The organism is Xenorhabdus bakwenae (assembly GCF_030272115.1).
In the GTDB taxonomy this organism is placed as follows: domain Bacteria; phylum Pseudomonadota; class Gammaproteobacteria; order Enterobacterales; family Enterobacteriaceae; genus Xenorhabdus; species Xenorhabdus bakwenae.
The window spans coordinates 405,660-428,708 of record NZ_CP119194.1 but is presented as its reverse complement, the minus strand read 5'-3'; the positions used below and the strand labels follow the sequence as shown (position 1 = coordinate 428,708).

The 23,049-nt window shown below is 47.7% G+C and carries 20 protein-coding genes and 3 pseudogenes; 3 read left to right on the top strand and 20 right to left on the bottom strand.

From position 1 onward, the window contains the following. Positions 1-89: 89 nt before the first annotated feature. The 11 genes and pseudogenes from PXH59_RS02660 to PXH59_RS02610 form a co-directional block, all read right to left on the bottom strand. Positions 90-593, bottom strand: coding sequence for a phage DNA ejection protein (locus PXH59_RS02660; RefSeq protein WP_285810224.1), 504 nt, complete (start codon positions 591-593; stop codon positions 90-92). After that, complete coding sequence (locus PXH59_RS02655; protein ID WP_285810222.1) at positions 593-1,267, bottom strand: DNA transfer protein; 675 nt, start codon at positions 1,265-1,267, stop codon at positions 593-595. The genes PXH59_RS02660 and PXH59_RS02655 overlap by 1 nt, the downstream gene beginning before the upstream one ends. Then, positions 1,255-1,632 (bottom strand): hypothetical protein, encoded by a 378-nt coding sequence (locus PXH59_RS02650; RefSeq protein ID WP_285810221.1) that lies wholly within the window; start codon positions 1,630-1,632, stop codon positions 1,255-1,257. Before PXH59_RS02650 ends, PXH59_RS02655 begins: the two co-directional genes overlap by 13 nt. Then, entirely contained in the window at positions 1,632-2,309 is a 678-nt protein-coding gene (locus PXH59_RS02645; RefSeq protein ID WP_285810219.1) for a phage tail protein, read from the bottom strand. The genes PXH59_RS02650 and PXH59_RS02645 overlap by 1 nt, the downstream gene beginning before the upstream one ends. Positions 2,310-2,311: 2 nt before the next feature. After that, on the bottom strand, positions 2,312-3,730 hold the full coding sequence (locus tag PXH59_RS02640; RefSeq protein WP_285810217.1) for a packaged DNA stabilization protein: 1,419 nt from the start codon (positions 3,728-3,730) through the stop codon (positions 2,312-2,314). Further along, complete coding sequence (locus PXH59_RS02635) at positions 3,696-4,199, bottom strand: packaged DNA stabilization gp4 family protein (RefSeq protein WP_285810216.1); 504 nt, start codon at positions 4,197-4,199, stop codon at positions 3,696-3,698. Before PXH59_RS02635 ends, PXH59_RS02640 begins: the two co-directional genes overlap by 35 nt. Then, on the bottom strand, positions 4,177-4,404 hold the full coding sequence (locus PXH59_RS02630; RefSeq protein WP_285810214.1) for a hypothetical protein: 228 nt from the start codon (positions 4,402-4,404) through the stop codon (positions 4,177-4,179). The genes PXH59_RS02635 and PXH59_RS02630 overlap by 23 nt, the downstream gene beginning before the upstream one ends. Before the next feature lie 75 nt (positions 4,405-4,479). Further along, positions 4,480-4,569: pseudogene (locus PXH59_RS02625) on the bottom strand (putative quinol monooxygenase); the annotation flags it as partial. A 142-nt stretch (positions 4,570-4,711) separates the two neighbouring features. Continuing rightward, a complete protein-coding gene (locus PXH59_RS02620; protein WP_285810213.1) occupies positions 4,712-5,161 on the bottom strand; it encodes a lysis protein in 450 nt (149 codons plus the stop codon). Further along, positions 5,158-5,697 (bottom strand): lysozyme, encoded by a 540-nt coding sequence (locus PXH59_RS02615; RefSeq protein WP_285810211.1) that lies wholly within the window; start codon positions 5,695-5,697, stop codon positions 5,158-5,160. Before PXH59_RS02615 ends, PXH59_RS02620 begins: the two co-directional genes overlap by 4 nt. Further along, positions 5,678-5,863 (bottom strand): phage holin family protein, encoded by a 186-nt coding sequence (locus PXH59_RS02610; RefSeq protein WP_285810210.1) that lies wholly within the window; start codon positions 5,861-5,863, stop codon positions 5,678-5,680. The genes PXH59_RS02615 and PXH59_RS02610 overlap by 20 nt, the downstream gene beginning before the upstream one ends. 331 nt (positions 5,864-6,194) lie before the next feature. On the opposite strand from PXH59_RS02610, the gene PXH59_RS02605 reads away from it, so the two are divergent. Together PXH59_RS02605 and PXH59_RS02600 are read left to right on the top strand one after the other, a co-directional pair. Next, a complete protein-coding gene (locus tag PXH59_RS02605; protein ID WP_285810208.1) occupies positions 6,195-6,455 on the top strand; it encodes a type II toxin-antitoxin system RelE family toxin in 261 nt (86 codons plus the stop codon). A 65-nt stretch (positions 6,456-6,520) separates the two neighbouring features. After that, positions 6,521-6,880, top strand: coding sequence for a helix-turn-helix domain-containing protein (locus PXH59_RS02600; RefSeq protein WP_285810206.1), 360 nt, complete (start codon positions 6,521-6,523; stop codon positions 6,878-6,880). 54 nt (positions 6,881-6,934) lie between these two features. On the opposite strand, the gene PXH59_RS02595 is transcribed toward PXH59_RS02600, so the two are convergent. Together PXH59_RS02595 and PXH59_RS02590 are read right to left on the bottom strand one after the other, a co-directional pair. Beyond that, entirely contained in the window at positions 6,935-7,999 is a 1,065-nt protein-coding gene (locus tag PXH59_RS02595) for a DNA-methyltransferase (RefSeq protein WP_285810204.1), read from the bottom strand. Positions 8,000-8,128: 129 nt separating this feature from the next. Next, positions 8,129-9,097 (bottom strand): IS110 family RNA-guided transposase, encoded by a 969-nt coding sequence (locus tag PXH59_RS02590; RefSeq protein WP_285808913.1) that lies wholly within the window; start codon positions 9,095-9,097, stop codon positions 8,129-8,131. A gap of 237 nt (positions 9,098-9,334) precedes the next feature. Between PXH59_RS02590 and PXH59_RS02585 the strand changes: the two are divergent. Next, positions 9,335-10,284, top strand: a pseudogene (locus PXH59_RS02585) (IS110 family RNA-guided transposase). A gap of 461 nt (positions 10,285-10,745) precedes the next feature. On the opposite strand, the gene PXH59_RS02580 reads toward PXH59_RS02585, so the two are convergent. The 7 genes and pseudogenes from PXH59_RS02580 to PXH59_RS02550 all read right to left on the bottom strand — a co-directional run bounded on the left by PXH59_RS02580 (position 10,746) and on the right by PXH59_RS02550 (position 22,627). Continuing rightward, the gene (locus tag PXH59_RS02580; RefSeq protein WP_285810202.1) at positions 10,746-16,595 is read right to left on the bottom strand and encodes an SPM autocatalytic domain-containing protein; all 5,850 of its coding nucleotides are present in this window, start codon (positions 16,593-16,595) and stop codon (positions 10,746-10,748) included. Between the two features lie 50 nt (positions 16,596-16,645). Beyond that, positions 16,646-17,167 (bottom strand): DUF5625 family protein, encoded by a 522-nt coding sequence (locus PXH59_RS02575; protein ID WP_285810201.1) that lies wholly within the window; start codon positions 17,165-17,167, stop codon positions 16,646-16,648. A gap of 29 nt (positions 17,168-17,196) precedes the next feature. Beyond that, positions 17,197-17,718, bottom strand: a complete 522-nt coding sequence (locus PXH59_RS02570; RefSeq protein WP_285810199.1) for a DUF5625 family protein — start codon at positions 17,716-17,718, stop codon at positions 17,197-17,199. 29 nt (positions 17,719-17,747) lie between these two features. Then, positions 17,748-18,268: pseudogene (locus tag PXH59_RS02565) on the bottom strand (DUF5625 family protein). Positions 18,269-18,297: 29 nt separating this feature from the next. Next, positions 18,298-18,867 (bottom strand): DUF5625 family protein, encoded by a 570-nt coding sequence (locus PXH59_RS02560; RefSeq protein ID WP_285810196.1) that lies wholly within the window; start codon positions 18,865-18,867, stop codon positions 18,298-18,300. A 120-nt stretch (positions 18,868-18,987) separates the two neighbouring features. Next, positions 18,988-20,403, bottom strand: a complete 1,416-nt coding sequence (locus tag PXH59_RS02555; RefSeq protein WP_285810194.1) for an HlyD family type I secretion periplasmic adaptor subunit — start codon at positions 20,401-20,403, stop codon at positions 18,988-18,990. Positions 20,404-20,491: 88 nt separating this feature from the next. Then, a complete protein-coding gene (locus PXH59_RS02550; protein ID WP_285810193.1) occupies positions 20,492-22,627 on the bottom strand; it encodes a type I secretion system permease/ATPase in 2,136 nt (711 codons plus the stop codon). Between the last annotated feature and the right edge of the window lie 422 nt (positions 22,628-23,049).

Here is a 23,049-nt window from a genome sequence, read left to right as displayed (position 1 = left end):
TTTCACCGCCTGTTAATGAGATGCCTTGCCTTCTATTTTTGTCGCAACGAGCTCCGTTAATGAAAACGTTTTTTGGATATGACTCTTTATCAGGCCAGTGCCTCAAACTGGTCTTTAGCGTTCAAAGTACCCAGCTTAACTGTGTTCAGGACTTCATTGAGCTGCTCTGGATTGTTTGCATACATAGCCATTAACTGCTGAGGCTCAATCCCTTTGGACTGGATGGTGCCAGCATTCTGCACGATAGCGGCTGCTACATTACGCGGATCGCCTGTTGAGATAGCCAACTGTAATTGATTGACGGTATTATCAAGCGCAGCGACATCTTGTGCGCTCCTGAATCCCAACTGAGCCTGAATATTTTGTAACTGCGAGGGATATTGCACTGCTAACTCACGCAACTGTTGCGGATCATTGATTGCAGCCGGAAGAGCCTGTCTAAATGCCTGTTGCTCTTGCATCTGCTGCTGCATTTGCTGGTTCTGCATGTTCAGGCCTGTCAGTTGTGCCTGACCAAGTCTATTCTGAGTCTCTTTAAGCGCCTGACCCGCTAAATCAGGCATAAGAGATTCGTAATAGTTAATGGGTTGCATCAGAACATCCCTCCCATCATACCGCCAAACATATTCGCCGCCATGCCGCCAAATTGGTTCATGTCACTGGCAGCACCGTTATTAATGCTGTTATGTGCTCCTGCTGCGATTTGCCACGGAAGCGCTTTCCTGCCCGCATTGATTGCCCCTTGCTGTGTATACAAAGAACCTAACGCATTAGCATTGTTAGCAGCAGCGGCAGACTGAGCACCCGCCCCAGACAGACCAACGTTAACTAAACCAAGTAACTGGTTATACATGTCCTGCTGTTCGGCGGTCTTCAGGTTCAGGAGGTTCTGCCCTAACTGTGGCGCAACGAAGGCCAAAGTATTTCCAGTTGCGGTAGAGCCTAATCCGCCTGTCGCCTCGGCCGAAGCCAATTGTTGATAACGTGCCTGGTCTGCCATCTGCTGATATTCTGGACTCTGGAAGTACTGAGACAGCAAGGCGTTCCTGTCTATAGGTTTGCCTGCCAGTCCTTGCAATCCTGCCAGCCCAGATTCACCGGCTTCACGAAATGGCGATAACCACTCACTTTGCTGGTCGAACATTTGCATCTGAGCATCAAGCGCCCTGTCGTTTGAACGAGCTTGCTCCTTGGCACCTTTATGAGCACCAATGCCACCCATAATTCCGCCGATAGCATTACCCACGACGCTAACTAACCCACCCATAACTCACTCCTTACCATTAAAAATAACTGTTCTCTTCGCCCGTCTATGAGTTCAACCATGTCATCAGCTTGCAGGTGAAAACCGAATTTTTTCGCCAGATTACAAACATGCTTTGATACTGATAGGATTGGTGCGTGAATGGTTCGATTGCCTATCAGTGAAAGAATGTCAGCCACGGCATCACGGCAACGGTATCTATCCTGTTTCCTCATCGCCATGTGCAGCTCAGCATAATCACCACGTTCAATCACGACAAACACACCGCAACCCTGCCACAGATAGTAATCAGCCGGATAATTCACCCATGACGGAACGCCCCACAACCGCATGAGTTGTGAGCCAGTTATCATGTCTATTTTTGTCATTAGTCTGTAAGCCCGTGACTCCTATTAGCATCGTCAATCGCTTTAAGCCGACGAGCCAATAATGTAACCTGATTCATGAGGGACTGGATTGTTGCTGGCGTGTAAGTCTCTTCTGCCGTCCATGACTGATCGACATTAATATCGTCTTTATAAGGGCTGCCAGACATGGCGGTAAACCCAGTAACTCTCGGCCCAATCACCTTCACGTCATTGACCAAGTAACTATTCTTTACATTGATAGGTGAAGAGAGTGTTTGAGAGCTTGTTGTGCTTTTCGATACATAATCAACCTTTATTTCAGACACCTGACCTTGAATGTCTTGTATCTTTATTTTTAATCCATCTACATCGTGCTCAACGTTTAATACCCTTACCTCTAATGCTTTTAAGTCATCCTCAGCCTTGGTTATTCTTTCCTCATGATTTACAAGTGTTAATTCCGCTTTTTCTATCCTTGTTTCATGGTTTGCCAGTATCTTATCCTGCTCATCATTCTTGACCTGAGCATCATAAGCCCCATCTCCAGCCTGATTAGCCTTATTAGCCACATTCCCTAAATCGGTGCCTTGCTGGACAACATAAAGAAAGTAGGGCTGCGAAAAGTTAGAAGGTAAGAGGGTGGCATCAATGCGGGTCGCCTGTATTTCTACAGGACTTTTGAGATTATCATCAGCCATAGTTATTCCAGCCTGATTTGACAGCTTGAGAGGGTGACAGGGGATCGGGTGATTACCCTGATTTTGAAGCCAATGTTTTTGCGAATGCGACCAACGCGCCGCCACAACACCCGCTTGTCATAAACAAAGGGCGCATTATGAGCGATCATCTGTTCACGACCGTAGTTAATGCCGTCAGCTGTCGCAGAGAGGAACAATCGGTCAGCATATTGGGCTATACCCGTGGATGCCTCTAATTCAAAATCAAATACCCTAGTGTTATTGGCTCGAAACATCGGCGTGTACAGCAAATGTTCCTGCTGTTGTCCGTACTGGTCAGTAGCAGAAAAATTAAGCTGCCCGGTCACAGATTCTTTCTTGTCGCCTACCGTGATTTGATTACCTTCGAACATAAAATCAATGCCGCGATAGACCTCATCAAACAGTCCGGTTTTCAGGATGCACCATTGTGGCGCGTTCTGGCTGGCTGCGGCGTCATAACACAGAACATGGCGGGGCAAATGAATGATAAGTAGCTCATGAGAATCAAACCGCAGCGTTTCCATTACGCCAGTCGCTAACTCATCTGCTGTATATTCACGCAGTATTTTCTCTATTGACGCTGTGGCAATAGAAGATACTTGCCCCTGACGAATGACATAGACCGATGGCGCTCCGGTAGCCTGGTGACTGATAATGGCGTGAGAATCACCGAAAGGTGTCTTGCAGTGCGTGCCGGCAATTCCTTTTTGCACCATGAGTGAGGGTTGGGCGATATAAATTGCCGCCTGCGTATCAGTGGCACCCGTCAGAGAAAAATACTCAATCGTTGACGAACCGAAACACACGACAAAATCACGCCACATATCTATACCAATAATGCCATCGGGTTGAGACTCAGCACGGTACAAAGCACGATAGCGGTCTGGATGGGATTCATCCTCAAGGTCAGTGACGCCAAAAGTATCAGTACCATCTTTCACCCAGATATAACGCCCACGGGATCGACAAATATCACGCGCTAAACCAATGTCATACTGGACAAATCCCGATGAGGCAGGCCAGTTCTCCAGCCTTTTAACCGTGCCATCATAACGATACAGCGACATCACCCCATTAGACGCCACAGCCTGACTGTTATAGCTGTGCGCCATACTGACCCGACCAGAGCCAGAGGCATCACCGATGGCATTTGAGCCGCTGTACAGCTTATTACCCAGCACACGATAAACCACCGACTCTTTCGTGTTGAACTCAGCGCCACGCGATATTCCGGCAACATCAGTACGTTTACTAATGCCAGGGAAAGAACGCAGATAGCCCGATGCGCCTAATATCTCTTTCGGTGTCGCCAGCATATTGACCGGAAGCAGATCAACATAATCAGCATCGTGAAAGTTTTTACCATTACCCTTCATCAGAGGAAGTTGTTGAATCGGCATGAAGTTTTTTCCCTGGATAAAAATGCCAGTCATTCACCGTCGCCCAATGATTACCGGAACCAATAGGCATTCTGGCCGGATAATCAGAACGTGATTTCCTGGCACGGGTTATGGCAGATTGTTTATACAACAACTCTTTGCCATACCGGGCGGTATTGATAAGTTTAACCGAGGGTTCGACGGCATAATCTGGCGCAATACGTAACGCAAGGTTATGAACAACGGCACTGACTGCACTACTTTTCATGCCGTGTTCATCGCCCTCAGCAGGCGGATTTTCCGCATCAGAAAACTGGTAACCGGTATCAATACCTGCACCATCCTGATACCACTCAGCCATCATCATTTCCAGATCACTGACAGCATCAGCGAGGGATTGCGGTTCGATATCAGTTAACGTGGCATCGGACGCTACACCCAGCTTACGCAAGGCCGCCTGAACCAGATCACCCTTGGTTATCAGGCTCATCTTTCACCCCCTGACCTTTACCAAGATTGGTCTTGCCCGCCCCGCTGTCTGTCGCCGATGGCTTTTGGCTTAATGTCTCATTCGGATGTTCAACCCAGCCCTCAGCCAGATAGTTGTCCAGCTCATCGGAATCAATGACTATGACTTGCAATTGCATTCCCCAGACATTGACATCACCATTCGGCTTATAAAGCATCTTTTGCATGGTTCACCTCAAAAGAAAAAGGGAGCCGAAGCCCCCTGTAATTATTTCTGACCCGCTAACCCAACGCCGATAGCCTCTGGTTGCTTCGACTAACTCACGATAAAGAGGAAGGACAATATCTATAGCATCAATCTGGATGAAATCTTCTGCAATTACTTTTAACATTTCTGCTCTCTCAAAGTTATGTCAAAAACAACAATACAATAATAAATAATCTTGCATATTTGCACTAAGATAAATCCGGTGTGAGGGTATGTATTTTCCGATTAGTTTTGTACACGCCTTTTGGTAATTCACGCATCTTTATTTACCTGCACTGTGTTTTAACATAATCCTGCAAATATCTCAGTTTTGCCCGGTCGTTGATGATGCCTTCTCGGATATCAAGAACAGCTGATCCAATTTCTCCAGTGAGTTCGACGGTGGTTGTAGCGCCCACGCTGCCGGAGGAAGTGGTTTCAGACACGGGGCAGGTGGCTTGGATGCGCAACTTGCGACGGCCAGCGGCAACATCAGCCCGAAGAGTGTCAATTTCAGTCTTGGCATTGGCGAGTTCCTGAGTGTGTTGGGTGTCCAGTTCATGCAACATGTCAATGTGCGTGTTCTGGTAGTTAATGGTGTCGGTTAGTTGCTGGATTTCAGTTGCTTGATCGCTATTGATGCCGAGCTGTTTCTTATAGCCAGAGCGATAGAGGCAGGCAGCACCGGATGCAACAACTAACGCGATAACAATACCGTAGGTGATATTGAACTTCATTCATCCAACCCCCAGCATGTTAATTCTGACTCTTGGGCACGTCGCTCTACCTGACCATAACAGCCGTTCGTTTGGCCTTTGGTCTGCCTGCAATCTTTGCCACCGTCAAATATCCAGCGTTTGATTTCAGCACATGCCCCGTGTTTATCTCCGGCATTCAGTTTCTGGTAGAACGTGGAGGAAAAACACCGTGCGGGGCCGATATTGTACGGGCAGAAACTGGCAATACCCGCAATTTGTGGTTCCGTCAGTGGCACCTGTACATTACGTTTCACCCAGTCAATGGCACGCTGAGACTCAATCCGGTTTAATTCATCACACTGTTGAGCAGTTAATGTCATACCCTGACGAACAGGGGCGCCCTCTATCCGAGTGACGCCACGACAGATTGTCCAGATACCGCCAGCATCACGATAGGATGACAGTCGATTGCCCTCTTTCTCATCCAGGAGCTGAGAGAGAATAGCTGTGGCACCCGCACCGGAAAGTACCAGACCAATGACCGCCGCCGTGAGCTTACTTTTTGCGCTTGCCATTACGGGTGTGCTCCTTGTGCTTGTAGTACCAATTCACAGCAAACGTTCCGACCGTGCAGATGATACCGATGATGATCGCCCATTCGTTCAAAGTCAGTGCTCCGAACATAGTAAAAAGTGTCCCCGAACTGTAAGCCGTGGGGCTGGTGTATTTGTCCATACGCATATTCCACCCCATTTGAACAATGGGCGTCCGTGGGGTGAAATAGTTCGCCCCTGTGAGTTGTAATAAGTGGGATGCCAGCCGCAATAGGAGATACTGAAGTTCTGGAAGTGATTACGGTGGCAAATTCGGTTAATACATTGATGGCCACTTCTTATTTTCGTCCCTTAAATTAGGGAGAAAAAACGGAAAGTGGTGATAAAAAAGACCACACCGGAGCGCAGCCCTGAAAGCAACATCGTATTTTAATCGCATTTAATATTGACGCGATACGATTAAAATCGTATTATCTAATCATCCCAAGCGGATATGTTCTTTAACAAATGAGGAAACAATGGTTACGGTTCAATGGACGAGGAAAGCACGAAAGCAGTTGCTTTCAATCGATACCAGATACCGGAAAGCTATCAATGAGAAGGTTAACCAACTTGAAACTTTCCCTGCAGTGAAACTAGACATCAAGAAACTTCATGACCTTGATAACCAGTACAGACTACGGGTTGGCGAATACAGGATAATCTTTGAACTTACTGACGGCGAACCGGTTATCTGCTCGATAATGGCAGTCAAACGAAGAACATCGACAACGTACTAGGCGGGGTAACCCGCCATTTCCTCATTATTAAATTCACCGCGACTCTTAGCCACCCGGATGAATACATGAAAATGCAATACATAAACGATGAAGCAGGAAAACCACTGTATGTTGTCCTGCCAGTAGCTGAATACGAAAAACTTATCAGCGCAAAGGAAGATTGGGAGGATGTACCATACACCCCGTCAAAATACGATGATGTGACTGTGCCTAACGGCGTTGTGTCTATCATGGTTGACCAGGATGTTTCTATTCTGGCAGCTTGGCGAATCTATCGTGGGCTGTCTCAGTACGAGGTAGCTGAAAAACTCAACACAGCTCAATCAACGGTGTCTCAATGGGAGGCGTCAGATCGACCACAGAAGCGCACACGAGAAAAACTGGCTGCACTATACAACTGTACTCCAGAACAACTCATTCCATAACCCAACGGCCCCGCTCAGGGGTCGTTTACTTTGGCTGAAAGACAAAAAAACACGCTATGCGTAGCCATCGAGCTGCAAACTCTGAGTTGACAACTGGTCGTTAATCTCCTGCTCAGTCTGCTTAAACCGTGCTTCTTCCAGTTCCACACCCAATACACGGCGATTGAGTTTCAAAGCCGCTTTCAGTGTTGCCCCAGAACCCATAAAGAAATCGGCTACCAAATCCCCTTTGCGGCTGCTGGACTGGATAATATGTGCCATCAGGTCAGCAGGCTTTTCGCACGGATGTTTGCCTGGATAATATTGTACCGGCGCAAACTGCCAGACATCGGTATAAGGCACGGCGGCTGTGACCGTGAACGAACGGCGCATTAAACCGTATTCTTGTCGCAACTCGTCATACTGATGTGACAGGGTTAAATGAGATTCCACCAGCTCACAGTAGGGCTTGTTCAGTTCGCCACGCTGGTGCTTTTCTTGGGCGATACGATCAAATAACGCTTGTAACTTTTGATAGTCCGTTTCATTGGGCAACTGCCACTGGCTGTCACTGAACCAATGACTGGCCATCTGCTTACCGGTTACGGCATGAATCTCTTTTGCCGTGACACCTAACGCTTTTCGGGCATCACGAAAATAATCGATCAGAGGCTTAAATACCGACTGTTTCAGTTTCCGACATTGGCGAAAATAGCCATCACCTTTGGGGTGATAGGGTCCCTGGTAATGTTCGGCAAAAATTATGCGTTCGGTTGCCGGAAAATACATTCGCAGGCTTTCTTTGTTCTGCCTGCGCCACGGGCCAGAGGGTTTTGCCCAAATGATGTGGTTCAACACGTTAAACCGTTCCCGCACCAGCAGTTCCGTATCAGAAGCCAGACGCGAACCGCAAAACATATACAGGCTGCCGTTGGGTTTCAGTACCCGCCAGAACTCGGCCAGTAGTTCATCCAGCCACGCAAGGTAGGCCGTTACATCTTGCCACTGATTATCCCAGCCACAGTCTTTCACGCGAAAGTACGGCGGGTCAGTGGCGATCAGGTCAATGCAGTTATCCGGCAGGGTTTTGATAAATTTCAGAGAGTCGTCGTTAATTAATGTGATACGGCCTAAATTCACAGGCTATTCCATACATCGGCGCTGACCGGCTCTCTGGAAAGCCACGGCGTAAAAGGCAGGTGTTATTCCCCCGCCTCTATTTCACCGCTTAAGACGTTACCCCATTAAGCAACTGTCTTGAACGCGATTTTATGGCGTTATCTGATGATACGAATTATTCCATTCTTCATTTTTTCTAATCATCGCATTCAAGATGGTCAGCAGCTTGCGCATACAAGCCACAAGAGCCACTTTTTTGGCCTTACCCGCCGCCAGCAGGCGGTTGTAAAACGTCTTGATTACCGGGTTAAAACGGGTTGCCACGAGTGTGGCCATATACAACGCTGTCCGAACCCCAGCGCGCCCGCCAAAGATGGTTCGTCGACCCCGCATAGTTCCCGAGTCACGGTTAACAGGAGCAACGCCAACAAGTGCACTGATTTCCCGACGCGAGAGCTTGCCCAGTTCAGGGACTTCTGCCAGCAGGGCTGCTGTTGTCATTGCCCCAATGCCCTTGATGGCGCTGAGCCGGTCAGCCAGTTCCTTAAAATGAATCTGGATATGTTTATTCATATCTTCATCGATCCGCGCCAGCTCAGCTTCCAGTGCTTTAATGACAGTGTTGATGCTCTTTCTGCTCTGAGGATGCGCAGGATGTAGGCGATTACGCTCAGCAACCAGCATCGTAATCAACTGCCGTCTGCGCACCACCATGGCAGAAAGAATCTGACGTTCCGCATCTGGCAGCGCCCGAATAAACCGTTCTCGTTCGGGATGACGGTTTATCACTTCTGCCATCTGAGTCAGGACCTTGGCGTCAATGCGGTCAGTCTTTGCCAGATATCCCATGGCCCGGGCAAAATCTCGCGCTTGCCTGGGATTAATAACAACGACATCAAACCCTTCGGCCTGAAGCGAGCAGGCAACAGCAGATTCCAGTCCACCGGTGGCTTCCATCAGAATCAGGGACACGAGATGTTGCTTCAGTACGGACACAATGGCATCAAAACCATCAGGATCATTACTGGCGGTGAATGCCTCTACGCCAGTACTCACGGCGATATCTAATGAGGCTTTGGAAACATCGATGCCCACACAAAGTGGATTTGGCTGACTCATATTACCCTGCCTTGCAAATACGTTATGGATGACGGACAACTGTTCGGGTTTCAGATGAGTGGCTCAGTGTATGCGTCAATAGCTTTAAAACGGGCTTAAAACCCCAGGGCAACTCAGACTGCGTACACTGTGCCAAATCTAATCGTATTTATTTTAACCTACTTTTAAGATACAAGATGGTCTTCCCCACCTTGTGAACCATACTCTTTATAGAGTATTTTTTCTGGAGAGTCCATCATGCAAAACGTCACCCTTATTGGTATCGATCTCGGCAAGCATTCTTTCCATATCCATTGTCAGGACAAATTCGGCAAGACTATGCTGCGTAAAAAATTTACCCGCCCAAAATTAATGGAATTTTTATCTGGGTGTACATCGACTACCGTCGTGATGGAAGCTTGTGCGGGTGCACATTTTATGGCTCGCCGGATCGCTGATTTAGGCCATGATGCGAAGCTGATATCTCCGCAGTTTGTTCGTCCTTTTGTCAAAAGTAACAAAAATGATTTCGTTGATGCAGAGGCGATATGTGAAGCAGCATCACGCCCCTCAATGCGTTTTGTCCAGCCGAGAACGGAGACGCAACAGGCGATGAGAGCACAGCATCGTGTCAGAGAATCACTCATCAAAGATAAGGTAAAGACCACTAACCAAATGCACGCTTTTTTGCTGGAGTTTGGTATCAGTCTGCCAAAAGGCGAGGCGGTCATTAAACGGTTATCTCTGGTTCTGGCAGAACACGACGTGCCCGATTATCTGAGCCGTTTGCTGATGAAATTACATGCCCATTACCTTTATCTTGTCGAGCAAATAACCACGTTGGAATACCGGGGGTGGGACCCATTACCGCCAGCCTACTTTCATCCCAGCTTGGTGACGGAAAACAATTTTCATGCAGCCGGGATTTTGCTGCTTCGATGGGGCTTGTTCCCCGACAATACAGTACAGGGGGAAAACCGACTCTGCTGGGTATCAGCAAACGCGGCAACAAAAATTTGCGCCGATTGCTGGTTCAATGCGCCCGGGCGTTTATGATGCGGCTTGAGCATCAGCATGGGAGACTTGCCGAGTGGGTTAAGGCACAACTGAGCAAGAAACATTCGAATGTGGTTGCCTGTGCACTGGCTAATAAGCTGGCACGAATAGCCTGGGCAATCACGACTCGGCAAAATGAGTATCAGGCCTAATAGAGGCTGGCTGATTCAATAACTTGATGATTAAACAGTGAAATACACGTTACCTATCTGGTTTTGCGAAGACTGATTATTGATGACATGAACGGCCAATCGGCCTGATGAATAACCTAAGAAACAAAATGGCTCATTGAAGCCGGGGAGTTTTTAAGGTTCATCAGGCGCAGAACTCATCGTGGCGCGGGTATCCATATTCATAGAGACGCCGGATAGATTTAAGCAAGCCAACCATACATCAAAATGAGTGTTGCAAAAACGGGGAAGACCATAGATTTGTTTCGCCGCTTAATGCTGATCCTTTCAGGCGATAGGATCGTTCTGGTTATAGATTAATACATTATCGATTGAGATTAAGCGAGTCAAATGTTTGTTCAAGGTAGGAACGACTATAGTTTTCATTAGCTTATGAGATGCCCGCGATAATTATCGCGGGCATTATTATTTACTAATCAATATCAGTGCCAGTTAGCAGCTAATACAGGTTGTAACTGCTGTTGTTCAACATCTCCAAACATTGATGTTGCAGGTGCTAATGGCGCAAATGCAGAGATGGAATGAATAAGGCTTTCGACATGATTGTCTATCGATTGAGGTACAGATCCCACTACAGAGTTAATCTTAGGAACCTCCACATTAAGGTTATTGAATCTGAAAAGTCCTGAGTCAATCTTATTAAAGTCTGGCATGTGAAACGTCCCTTCGTCAGACTTCGACTTATCTTCCATATCAGTCTTCAAGGCAACAGCCCAGTCAGGCATACCAACCGGTGTAGGTTTTAAATCAACATGACTATTTGATCCCACTATAGAGTTAGCTTCTGGTACCTCCACGTTGCGGTTAGTAAACCTGAAAATCCCTAGGTCAAGCTTATTAAAATCTGGCATATGAAACGTCCCTTGGTCAGATTTCAACTTATCTTCCATATTAGTTTTCAAGGCTACCGCCCAGTCAGGCATACCAATCGGCTTTAGATCAATATTGCCAATATCAACTCTACCTGGTTTTAGATCGATGGGAGGAAGCACCACTGGATTACTAACACCGGGAAGAGGATCATTTGGCGTAGTTAACACTGGTTTATTTGGAAATTGTGCCACTACTGGTACTAAACCTGGCGTAGGTTCAGCAAAGAGAAAATCGGATGCATTTATCTGTGAAACATCCAGAGTATCGAGATAAAGCAATTCCACTTTTGAATCAGCGCCGTTTGCCCCATTAAACGCAACGTTAACGCCATGAATTTGTGACAACCCATTGATCGTACCACGATTGCTTTTAGTGATAGAAAGTTGACTAAAGTCAGTGATGCCAATTTGACGCAGATCGATCTTATCGATGCCGTGGCGGAACCCACGTAATGCGTTTCTGTAATTATTAGCGCCGGGTTGAGCTGCAATAACAAAAGTGTCTGATGTTGCACTATCATGGCTATAAATAGTTCCACCCAGGCTAAATTTCATCTGACCCTGAGCATCGGTACTGAGCGAGACGCTATTGCCTCCACCATTAAGGATCACCGTTCCCAGGCCTTCTTGTGGTTGGTGCGTGGAGGTATCACTACTGGTGTAGGTCATTGGCGCGATAAAGGCATCCTGGAACTTGAAATTATCTGCACTAATTCCAGTGATTTGCTGATTTTTCAGGGTAATACTCTGATTGTTACCCAGATCAACCTTAACATCCTCTCCCTGCTGAGTCAGTAGCAGGTCAGCAAAGGTTTTTCCACGGAACCCGACCAGATCGATGATTTCACCACGGGCGGCCTCGAAGTTACTGATAATATCGCTGCCGGCCTCACGGCGGTGGACCACAAAGAAATCCTTACCCGCACCGCCAACCAGCATGTTGTTCCCACGCCCGCCATCAAGCAAGGCATTAGCATTACCTGCGACCAGCGTATCGTTGCCATCGCCGGTGATAATGTTCTGAATACCCGACGGATCCTTGATAGTTAACGCGGCACCGCCAATGCTGGCAACACCGGTCTGCAAGTTGACTGAGGTATCGCGTGAAACCGCCGCCGCATTGAGGGTATTACGTCCACCCGCCACGCCATTGACTGCGTCATCCAGTACCGCACGGTTAGTTTGCCCGACCACCGACTGGATATATTCGTCGGTGTAAAAGTAAGTGTCATCCGGTGTACTCTTGCTGCCGTACAAACGGAGTGACCAGGCATTGAGTGTGGCTGGCAGGCCCGAATTTGCACTGGTGACTTGCAGAGTCCAGTTACCCGCCGAGTTTTCACCAAAATCATGGGTCGACATAAAGCTGTACTTGAACGTTCCCGACCCGCTGCTACCCATATCGGACGCACTCGCACCCGGCAGGCCATCCGGAACCTTACCCTGACGATTGAGCAATATACTCTGAGTGCCATCAGGAGAGATCAGTTTGAGCGTCAAATCGCCAAGACGGCCAATTTCAGCATCAAAATCAATTTCGATATGCTCAATATTCAGACCGGCATTCATCGCAATGGAGGATGTCAGCGTTTCTCCCGCAGCCAGAGTTTTGCCAAGCGCGCCGCTGGAGGCGCTATAAACATACTCGTTGGCCGCCGTACTTTGCGTCATCCAGGACTCGGCCAGGCGAACAGCGGCGCGTGCATCGACGGTGCCAAATCCATAATCATTACTGGTGTGCATGCCGCCGCCATTCCAGTGATGGGCGCTATTGTCGCTCCATTCGGTGGAGGGGTCATTGACCTTGCGAGCGGACAGTGCAAGGATCTGCTGCACGTCACGATAGCCCAGGTTCGGATTGGCCTCAAGCATCAGTGCAACAATGCCGGAGACGATCGGGGCAGCAAAGCTGGTGCCTTGCATGCTGGTATAGTCATTACCGAAAGTTGAGCCACGTTCGGTTTTCAGCATATGGCTGGTCGATACCACATTACTGCCCGGTGCCGAAACCAGCAGGCTGGCACCCGGGTTCGAGAACGGTGAAGAGCCAATCTGCAAGGTCGATAAATCGCCCTGTGCGTTGATCGCACCGACTTGTACAGAAAAACGGTTATTACTGGTCAGTGAACCCTGGGCATTGCCGCCGGCTTCTCGATTGTTACCACCCGCCGCCACGATGACGGTACCCAATCCGCCCCGGCCATTAGCCGCTGCGTATTGCGCATTCAGGCTCAGCGATGCGGCGGTATTGATGGAACCACCCTGAAGATTGCTGAGCGCGAAATCGTTAGTGAATCCCCAGCTATTGTTGGCAATGTCAAAGCTGACCATATGCCCCAGTCCCGCAAGGTCAGCACCGTCATTAGCCAGATAATAGCCGCCCAGCGTAGCACCATGGGCAACCCCTACACCACCTATATCGTTCTTCGTGGCAACCATCACACCCGCCACCATCGTCGCATGGTTGGAAACCACGTTTGGCAGGGTGCCATTGGCCTGTTGAGTTTGCAGCCAGGCTTTGTCAACATTCGCGGCAAGATCGGGATGAGCGATATCAAAGATTTCTGGTCCGGTGGAGAACTGACCGCCCGGTTCGAACTGACCGATACGCACGCCCTGGCCGGTATAGTCTTTCCAAACGGGTAAGATGTTGGCATCGCTCAGATACCATTGCTGGGCAGCCAGTGGATCGAGCGGGACTTCCGGGGTCAGTAAGGTAGCAACGGCCCGCATTGGTGCGGTTTCTCCGCTGCTCAGATCCACTACCGAGGCTGAAGGATTGCCGGCTGCATCAGTTACACCATATTTGAAGCTAATTACGCCGGTATAATCTGCATCCGGCGTAAACAAGACATCGCCCTGGGCGGTGAGGCTGACCGTACCGCCTATCGCATCCCCAACATTGGCAATGCGCAGGGCACCCTGACTGCTAAGGTGTTGATCATTGGCCAACAGGCTCTCTGCGGAAATCAGATGAGGCTGGGTACGAGAAAAGACGTTGCCGTCCTTGTCGTGGGTGAGGACATCCTCAACAGGCATCGCATTGGGGATTTGTAAATCCACCGCCGAAATATCCGCGAAATTAAGTTTTTGGATATTTTTCAGCGTCACTGTGCCATCACGCCCGGCAACTTTATCGGCCACGATATATCCATTGTCGGTACGGGTGATTTGGTAGTCGCCGTGGTTGCCGTGCAGACTGACGATGTTAACGCCACCATCGCCATCAATCGTGGCATTGCCGTGTCCTACCTCAATAATGTCATCACCTACACCGCCGAAAATCTTATCGTCTCCGCCACCGGCATGAATAATGCTGCCGCCTTTGGATGCATAGATGGTATCTCCCTGAGGACCAGCATAAATAACTGATTTGCCAATACCACCAATAATAGTATTGTGTCCGCTACCACCGACCAGTACATCATTGCCCATTCCACCCATCAGAGTCGAATTGCCGGAACCTCCCTTAATAAAGACGCCGTTGACACCACCGCTTATGATGGTATCATCGCCGCTTCCGCCTTGAGCAATAGTTAAACCAGCCTGATCCATGTCCAGTGCCACACCTTTATTGCCGACAATAATTGCGGTATCGTACCCCCCATTACCGTGAATGTTTTTTGTATCGTCAGAAGCGCTGATAACAAAAACGTCATCGCCGGCACCACCCACATAGGTATTACTTCCTGCTCCCCCAACCAGCCAGCTGCCGGTTTTTGCTGCAATCAGGGTATCATTACCGTTGCCCCCATACAGATTGCTCACACCTAGTTGCTCCGCATTCAGAGTTTCACCGGTTTCACTCTGGCTGGCGTACGCCGTGGTCGTGATATCGTTGTGTGTGGAGGTCACTCGTATGCCAGCTCCCTCAGTGCTCAAGATATTGCTGACGGGATCACCGAGAAAATCAACTGCCAGCATTTCACGGGTTTCGCCATTGATAGTGAAAGACCCACTGGCAACAACCCGGTTCCCATCACGTACTTCGGCTTTATCTGAGGAGCGAACGTTAATCTGAGTGATACCCAGTTCGGCCAATGTCTTGAGTTCGCCTGCATCGACTTTCGCATCATGTGAACCATCAATCCAAACCCGTAACTGGCTCCAGATTGGATCGTGCTCATCAATCACTCCATCTTTATTGGCATCTTCACTGGCTAAAGCTCCGAAGCCATCCCTGAATTTCTTCTCGCCAGCGGCACCATTCATTCCGGTTTTGCCACTGTAGTATTCGGAGAACATTTGACTGGCATTTTTTATCTGACCACTACCATCATCGATCACCAGTATTCCGGTATTGCTACCTGTCCAGCCGGTACGCTTGAGCGTTCCGCTGTTATCCATGTCGAACAACACACCGTCACGGATGTCAGTCATGTGTACGCCATTACCGTTCAGATCCAATAATAGCGGGTCAACATATGTGTTGAACGTTGTCATTGCTGATAGACCGTTCAACGTGGCGGCGTTGCGCAGGTCGAAGTTCAGTTTGCTGGTGTCACCAGGTTGGTAAAAAGGTTTGTAGAACTCCGACAGATAGGTATTAGGCCGAACATTGGGGTCAAGCTGCATCTCACCGGGACGGATGCCCCCGGTGGCAAGGCCAGCCATCTGGGTGGAGGTAAAATCTGTTTTGTTGAGAATATCCCCGATGACAGATATTTTGTGTGTCGCCGCATTTTGGATATAACCATTGGCAACATCGTGCCGAGCTTGGTTTTCGCCCTGAATATGTTTCTGGGGCTGTGGGGAGGAATTGATATCAATGTTAATCAAACTTTTTGGTGGGTTGGGAATCGTACCCTCTTTACCCACAGGTTTAAGCCATTCAGGAGTAAACCATGGAATAACTCTTTTTTCATAGTGATCACCATTACGAATCAGGTCATCACGAATGATTTGAGCGCCATGAGAATTCAGTATTTCTCTCAAAACCGCAGGATTAGCATTAGGGAACATATTTCCTTGAAAATCTCTTCCAAAAAAACCTTTCTTACTGTATCCAATGGAATTTAATGATGTAAATACGAAATCTACGCAACTGTTAAAATCCAACGCATAAACGTTAGAATTAAATCCACCTAATTTTGGATCTTGTGAAAAATCGCTTAATTTGTTGTATTGAGCTTCAGTCAATGTGATGGTAACTTCATAAGTGGTCTCTTGGTAGGCCACATTATCATAACGAGTTACCCGTCCTTCTCCCCAGGGCTGATCATGTTGTGACTCAAAACCGTAACTTGCTTCATTTCCGTTACCGTCATTTATTACATACCACATATGACCGCCGGATGATTTATGTACGTCCCCCGCTTTATGATCGCCCTTATCGGCCTGATAAACATACTTAGCCCCCATTGGCGCAACTTTATAGGTCACAGTGTATTTCTTTTCCATACTTGTTATTTCCTCTACTTGTTATTTATCTATTGTTTTTTTCTACATGGTCAAATTTTCGGATCGTAATAAGTGGACTCGACAAAACTCTCGATACCGTTAAAAGCAGGAACATTCTCCAGAGTAGTAATGACAGCAGAGTAACGTCCGGGGGGGAATGAAAGTGTTTTTATTTCTCGCACGGCTGTATTTACATATTTATTTCCATAATAAAAGGCTCTCCCCCAACCGTATCCTTTTGCGTTTATTTTCTCGTCAAAAAAAATCTTGTCATCTTTAACTATATGAAGTGAAATAGGAATTATTACTCCGTCTTTATCAATATCTCCGAACAACTTAAAACGCTTTTTCCTTTCTTCACGATCATCCCCAGTAGCAAACAGCAGGGCAAACTGATAATTCCCTTTCTTGCTGATTTCAAAATTAAATTTGACTGATTGGCCCGCTTTCGATACATCAATCGATTTATATATATCAATGGGTTTAGACCATGCGTTCAACCAGACACAACTCAAAAAAAGAATAATCCAGCGCCAATTCCTAAACCTTTCATGTGTGCGTAATACCGTCATCTCGTTACTCCAGACATTTTCTACAGAAATCAAATTTTCGGATTAAAATAAGCGAACTCGACAAAACTCTCGATGCCATTAAAGGCAGGAATATCTTCAAGGGTGGTAATGACAGCAGAATAACTCCCTGGGAGTAGCTCAAGTATTTTAATGTTACGAACAGCTAGATTTATTCTTCTTCCTTCGTAATCTAAAGACTGTCCCCAACCACGTCCTTTTGCATTTATTCTCTTGTCAAAAAATACCTTGCCATCTTTAACTATCTTAAGTGAGATAGAAGTTATCATTCCGTCCTTATCAATCTCCCCAAACAATTCGAGCCGTTTTTTCAATTCTTCAAAATCATCGCCTTTATCAAACAGCAGAGCAAACTGATAATTCCCTTTCTTGCTGATTTCAAAATTAAATTTGACTGATTGGCCCGCTTTCGATACATCAATCGATTTATATATATCAATGGGTTTAGACCATGCGTTCAACCAGACACAACTTAAAAAAAGAATAATCCAGCGCCAATTCCTAACTCTTTCATGTGTGCGTAATACCGTCATCTCGTTACTCCAGACTTTTTCTACATAAGTTAAATTTTTGGATTAAAATAATTGACCTCGACAAAACTCTCTATGCCATTGAAATCAGGAATATTCTCTAAGATAGTAATAACAGCAGAGTAACGTCCGGGGAATAACGAAAATGTTTTAATTTCTCGCACAACCGTATTTACTCTTCTCGCTTCGTAATAGAAAGTGCGCCTCCAACTGCTCCTCTCAACATTTATTTTTTCATCAAAAAAATCTTTCCATCTTTAACCAAACGTAGCAACACGGGGGTAGCAACTCCATCCTCATAAATGCTTCCAAACAGCTCATCCCGCCTTTTCATTTCGTCATAATCATTTCCAATATCAAACAGCAGAACAAACTGATAATCTCCCTTCTTGCTGATTTCAAAATTAAATTTGACTGATTGGCCCGCTTTCGATACATCAATCGATTTATATATATCAATGGGCTTAGACCAGGCGTTCAACCAGACACAACTTAAAAAAAGAATAATCCAGCGCCAATTCCTAAACCTTTCATGTGTGCGTAATACCGTCATCTCGTTACTCCAGACATTTTCTACAGACATCAAATCTTCGGATTGTAATAGTCGAACTCGATAAAACTCTTAATACCATTAAAGGTGGGAATATCTTCCAACGTGGTAATGACCGCAGAGTAACTTCCGGGGGGTAATGAAAACGTTTTAATTTCTCGCACGGTTGTATTTACATATTTATCTTCATAATAGAAAGCTTGTCCTCCATCGTTTCCCCCTGCATTTATTTTCTCGTCAAAAAAAACCTTGCCCCCCTTAACGATATGAAGTGAAACAGGAGTTATTACCCCGTCTTTATCAATATCTCCGAACAGCTTAAATCGCCTTTCCATTTCATTATGGTTATCCCCGGTAGCAAACAGCAGGGCAAATTGATAATCTCCCTCCTGTGGGATTTCAAAATCAAAAGCCACGGACTGACCGGCTTTGGTGACATCAACGGGTTTGCGTATTGTTTCCGCTCTCTGATGGCAACCGCTTAACCCCGAGACGAACCCGGTACAACGAACCAATCCGGTAAAGCCTAAAAAAAAGAGGATTAACCAGCCACAGACTAAAAAAATAAGGAGATAGCCCCAGTGCCGAGGTAATACCTTCATTTCGTTGCTCCCAATAAAGTAAGATGACAAAAAGTTTCAATAATCACTTATCCCACCTCAGAAAAACGGTAAAAATAACGCGCTGAATCCGACATAAAGTACCTCATGCGCCTTCGGTTTTTATCGCTCCCTCAGACTTTCATCCATATGCTGCCGTAGCGGGCTTAGGAAGTAATCAATCACCCGCCGCTGGTCGGTTTTTATTTCTGCCGTGATCGACATGCCCGGAGACAACGCCACCCGCTGCCCATTGACCCGCAAGTGATCCGACTTCAGACGAATACGGGTGCTATAAATAAGCCCACGCTTTTCATCTTCAATGGCATCGTTCGACATGCTCAGCACTTCACCGTCAACGGTGCCGTACTTGGTGAAATTAAAGGTTTCCACTTTAACGGTGACCGATTGACCAATATGTACGAACCCCACGTCCTTGTTTTCCAGCATGGCTTCCACTTCTATAGGTTGGTTTGCGGGGACAATGACCATCAGCGGCTGAGCCGGTGTCACCACGCCACCGACGGTATGGACAGCCAGTTGTTGAACTGTGCCGGCCACCGGTGCCTTGAGGCTGGTCAGGTTTTCCTGATGACGGGCTTTCGCCAGTTCCTGATTCAGGATTGCCGCTTTCTGGTTGGCTTCCTGCTGTAAATCGAGCATGGCGCGGCGATTTTGTGCAATCACTGCTTCACGCCGACGTCGCGCCTCCTCCTGAGCAGCGATGTTTTGCAAGACACTGGCCTGCTGCACGCTTAACTGACGTTGCAGATCCAGCCGGGCTTGCTCTTTTTCCAGATACGCATGCCGCGACACATACTGTTTCGTCAATAATCGTTGGTAGTCCTCAGTCAATCGCGTAGCGATCGGCAACGTTTTTTGCAGGCTGGCCACCTGAGCCTGGGCAGACTGGATTTCGGCGCTACGTTGACGGATCTCTGCATCGACCAGCTCCAGATTGCTACGGTATTCCTGATATTGCCCTTGAAGCCAACTCTGGGCACTGAGCACCTGCTCTGGATTGGCGTTGGCAATGGTTCCTGCCAGCGACGTCGGCGGCTGTTGCTGATTGATCGCATCAAGCATGGCTGTGCTGCGCGCACTGTCGATACGCGCCGCCAGTAACTCGCTCTGGAGCCGGCTGACATCGGCATTCGCTGCCGTCGGGTCGAGTTCGATCAACAACTCGCCCACTTTTACCGTCTGACCGTCATTGACATGGATCGCTCTGACCACCGCCGTTTCGCTGGGTTGGATCAGCTTGGTTTTGCCATTGGGAACGACTTTACCCGGCGCGACCGCCACGACCTCGATTTTACCGATGCAGGCCCAGAGCACTGCCAATAAAGCGAAACCCATGATGCTCCAGATGAAAATCCTCGGTGCCGGGTGAACTGGCGTTTCCTGCAACTCCAATTCTGTCGGTAAAAACTGTAATTCATGGGGGAGGCGCGGCGGTGTATCCATGTTTTTACGCTGGCGCCAGGCCTGACGCCATATGCTGCGATAGCGCTGCAATAAAGAAAGAGTGGCGCTCATACGAAATATTTTCCTTGAGTCGGGGGGTATTTATCTTGATCACGTCTGCCTCTGGTGATGTTATTAGCCAGGATCATCGACGAAACCTTCAGCCTTGCTGCAGTTGGTACAATCGTGAATAGTGACCGTCCTGACGCGCTAGTAACTCGGCATGGGTGCCTTGTTCAACGATCTGCCCGCGTTCCATCACAATGATACGATGGGCGTTGCGCACCGCTGACAATCGATGGGCGATAATGATGACCGTACGTCCCTTGCAAATGCTCTGCATGTTTTGCTGAACCACCCGTTCAGATTCGTAATCCAGTGCACTGGTCGCTTCGTCGAAAATCAAAATACGGGGATCACCGATCAAGGCACGGGCAATCGCCACCCGTTGCCGCTGACCACCCGAAAGTGACGCGCCGTGCTCACCCACTATCGTGTCGTAACCTTCCGGCAGCTCAAGGATGAACTCATGGGCTCCCGCCATTTTTGCGGCGTGCATAACCACTTCGAGTGGCGTCCCTGGGTCGCTCAAAGCGATATTTTCACGAATGCTGCGGTTGAATAGCATATTGTCCTGCAACACGACGCCAATCTGCCGGCGCAATGAGGAGACATCAGCCAATGCCAGATCCATGCCATCGGCCATCACCCGTCCGCGCTCCGGCACATAGAGCCGTTGCAACAGGCGAGTCAGGGTACTTTTGCCTGAGCCGGAGCGGCCAACCACACCAATAATTTCTCCGGCACCTATGCTCAGATTAACGCCACTCAGCACCTCAGAGCCGTCGGGACGATAGCGAAAATGCACCTGTTCGAATGTAACCTGCCCTTTGAGCGGCGGTACCGTACTCCGTGTAGACTGAGACAATTCAGTATGGGAATTGAGGATGTCTCCCAGACGCTGCACCGAGACGCCGGTTTGCTGGAAGCTGGTCCATAGCTGAGCCAGACGCATAATAGGACCGCTGACACGGCCAGCCAGCATATTGAATGCGATCAGTTCTCCCACCGACAGTTGCCCTTCTATCACAAGGCGGGCACCCAGCCAGAGTGTGGCAACCGTGACAAGTTTACCGATAAGCGAAACACTTTCATTAGCGAGCGTCGATAAGGTCTGGGTTTTGAAACCCGCAGCCACATAAGCCGCCATCTGGTTATCCCATTTGCGGATAATTTGGGGTTCAACCGACATTGATTTCAGGGTATCAATGCCGTTTACCGTTTCAACAAGAAATGCCTGATTTTCTGCGTTGCGCGTGAAGCTGTCCTGTAATCGCTTACGCAAAAGCGGGGTGATTAAAGCCGAAACTAGGGCATAGAGCGGCAAAGACACCAACACAATGAGGGTCAGCCAGCCACTGTAAAAGAGCATGACCAAAATGAAGACCAGGGAAAAAAAGACATCAATCATCAGCGTAATGGCATTGCCGGTGAGGAAACTGCGAATGTTTTCCAGTTCGCGTACACGTGCAACAGAATCACCGACGCGCCTGGCCTGGAAATAAGCCAGTGGTAAATTGATTAAATGCCGAAACAGACCCGAACCTAACTCCACATCAATCCGGCTGGTCGTATGCGCAAACACGTAACTACGCAGACCACTCAAGGCCGACTCGAACAGCATAATGCCCAAAAGCCCTGCCGCGACAACATCCAATGTCGTCAGGCCGTGGTGTACCAGCACTTTGTCCATGACCACCTGAAAGAACAATGGGGTCACCAGGGCAAACAACTGTAGGGCAAAAGATCCCAGCAACACTTCACCCAGCAACTTTCGGTATTTGACGATAGCCGGGATAAACCAGGTGAAATCAAAACGCGAGGAGCCGCCGGATACACTATTACCCGAGCGCACGAGTATCAGTTGCCCAGTCCAGCGCTGCGCAAGTTCCTCGAAACTGACAACCTCAGCACGAGCTGAACTCGGAACCTGAATCAACGCTTTTTCCTGATCGACCCTGGCTAAAATGAAAAACTTCCCCTCACGGTCAATAGCAATAGCGGGTAACGGTGTGTGTTCAAGTCTGGCCAGTGTGGTGCGCACAGCCTTGGCTTTCAGCCCCGATTTCCGTGCAGCCAGCAGCAGCTCCTGCTGAGTCACACTTTGATTAGCGGCAGAGAATTCATGTGAAAGTTGTTCGATTGAGATGGCTATGTTGTGAAACCTGGCCAACATGGCCAGACAAATCAGTCCGGTATCCAATTCCGGGGAAAAATTCGGCGACTCAGTGCTCATTTATTCTTTTTTCCGTATTGCGTATGTGACTATCTTGCAAACTAAAAATATTAAGTCATGCAGTGGTTGCAGATTGGGTATTATTGATTAGTGTTACAGATATGTTCAATAAAATTAATTAACATCAAGTGAAAATTAAAATATTCAGTAGATTTAGCTGTTTGCTGTGACTTAATGATAATTAATTAACTTTTAATAAACGCATTAATGCTATTACTTAGTGTATTTGCCTGAAATTAAATAAAAATCAATAAAACCATCAATATATAGCGTATTAGTAAGAGAATTTAAAATTAACAATATAAATTAAATTTGTTTTTAGTCAGGAGGGGGAAGGTTGAGCGGTTTTGATGTCTATTTTTCTGAATGGAACAAGGTGCATTAGACTGTTCCACTGCACATGCAATAAAAGATTATTTTTA

Bases quoted from the DNA above. Each gene is read 5' to 3' on its own strand.
- PXH59_RS02660 (WP_285810224.1), bottom strand. From the start codon at position 593: ATGCAACCCATTAACTATTACGAATCTCTTATGCCTGATTTAGCGGGT.
- PXH59_RS02655 (WP_285810222.1), bottom strand. From the start codon at position 1,267: ATGGGTGGGTTAGTTAGCGTCGTGGGTAATGCTATCGGCGGAATTATG.
- PXH59_RS02650 (WP_285810221.1), bottom strand. From the start codon at position 1,632: ATGACAAAAATAGACATGATAACTGGCTCACAACTCATGCGGTTGTGG.
- PXH59_RS02645 (WP_285810219.1), bottom strand. From the start codon at position 2,309: ATGGCTGATGATAATCTCAAAAGTCCTGTAGAAATACAGGCGACCCGC.
- PXH59_RS02640 (WP_285810217.1), bottom strand. From the start codon at position 3,730: ATGCCGATTCAACAACTTCCTCTGATGAAGGGTAATGGTAAAAACTTT.
- PXH59_RS02635 (WP_285810216.1), bottom strand. From the start codon at position 4,199: ATGAGCCTGATAACCAAGGGTGATCTGGTTCAGGCGGCCTTGCGTAAG.
- PXH59_RS02630 (WP_285810214.1), bottom strand. From the start codon at position 4,404: ATGCAAAAGATGCTTTATAAGCCGAATGGTGATGTCAATGTCTGGGGA.
- PXH59_RS02620 (WP_285810213.1), bottom strand. From the start codon at position 5,161: ATGAAGTTCAATATCACCTACGGTATTGTTATCGCGTTAGTTGTTGCA.
- PXH59_RS02615 (WP_285810211.1), bottom strand. From the start codon at position 5,697: ATGGCAAGCGCAAAAAGTAAGCTCACGGCGGCGGTCATTGGTCTGGTA.
- PXH59_RS02610 (WP_285810210.1), bottom strand. From the start codon at position 5,863: ATGCGTATGGACAAATACACCAGCCCCACGGCTTACAGTTCGGGGACA.
- PXH59_RS02605 (WP_285810208.1), top strand. From the start codon at position 6,195: ATGGTTACGGTTCAATGGACGAGGAAAGCACGAAAGCAGTTGCTTTCA.
- PXH59_RS02600 (WP_285810206.1), top strand. From the start codon at position 6,521: ATGAAAATGCAATACATAAACGATGAAGCAGGAAAACCACTGTATGTT.
- PXH59_RS02590 (WP_285808913.1), bottom strand. From the start codon at position 9,097: ATGAGTCAGCCAAATCCACTTTGTGTGGGCATCGATGTTTCCAAAGCC.
- PXH59_RS02580 (WP_285810202.1), bottom strand. From the start codon at position 16,595: ATGGAAAAGAAATACACTGTGACCTATAAAGTTGCGCCAATGGGGGCT.
- PXH59_RS02575 (WP_285810201.1), bottom strand. From the start codon at position 17,167: ATGACGGTATTACGCACACATGAAAGGTTTAGGAATTGGCGCTGGATT.
- PXH59_RS02570 (WP_285810199.1), bottom strand. From the start codon at position 17,718: ATGACGGTATTACGCACACATGAAAGAGTTAGGAATTGGCGCTGGATT.
- PXH59_RS02560 (WP_285810196.1), bottom strand. From the start codon at position 18,867: ATGAAGGTATTACCTCGGCACTGGGGCTATCTCCTTATTTTTTTAGTC.
- PXH59_RS02555 (WP_285810194.1), bottom strand. From the start codon at position 20,403: ATGAGCGCCACTCTTTCTTTATTGCAGCGCTATCGCAGCATATGGCGT.
- PXH59_RS02550 (WP_285810193.1), bottom strand. From the start codon at position 22,627: ATGAGCACTGAGTCGCCGAATTTTTCCCCGGAATTGGATACCGGACTG.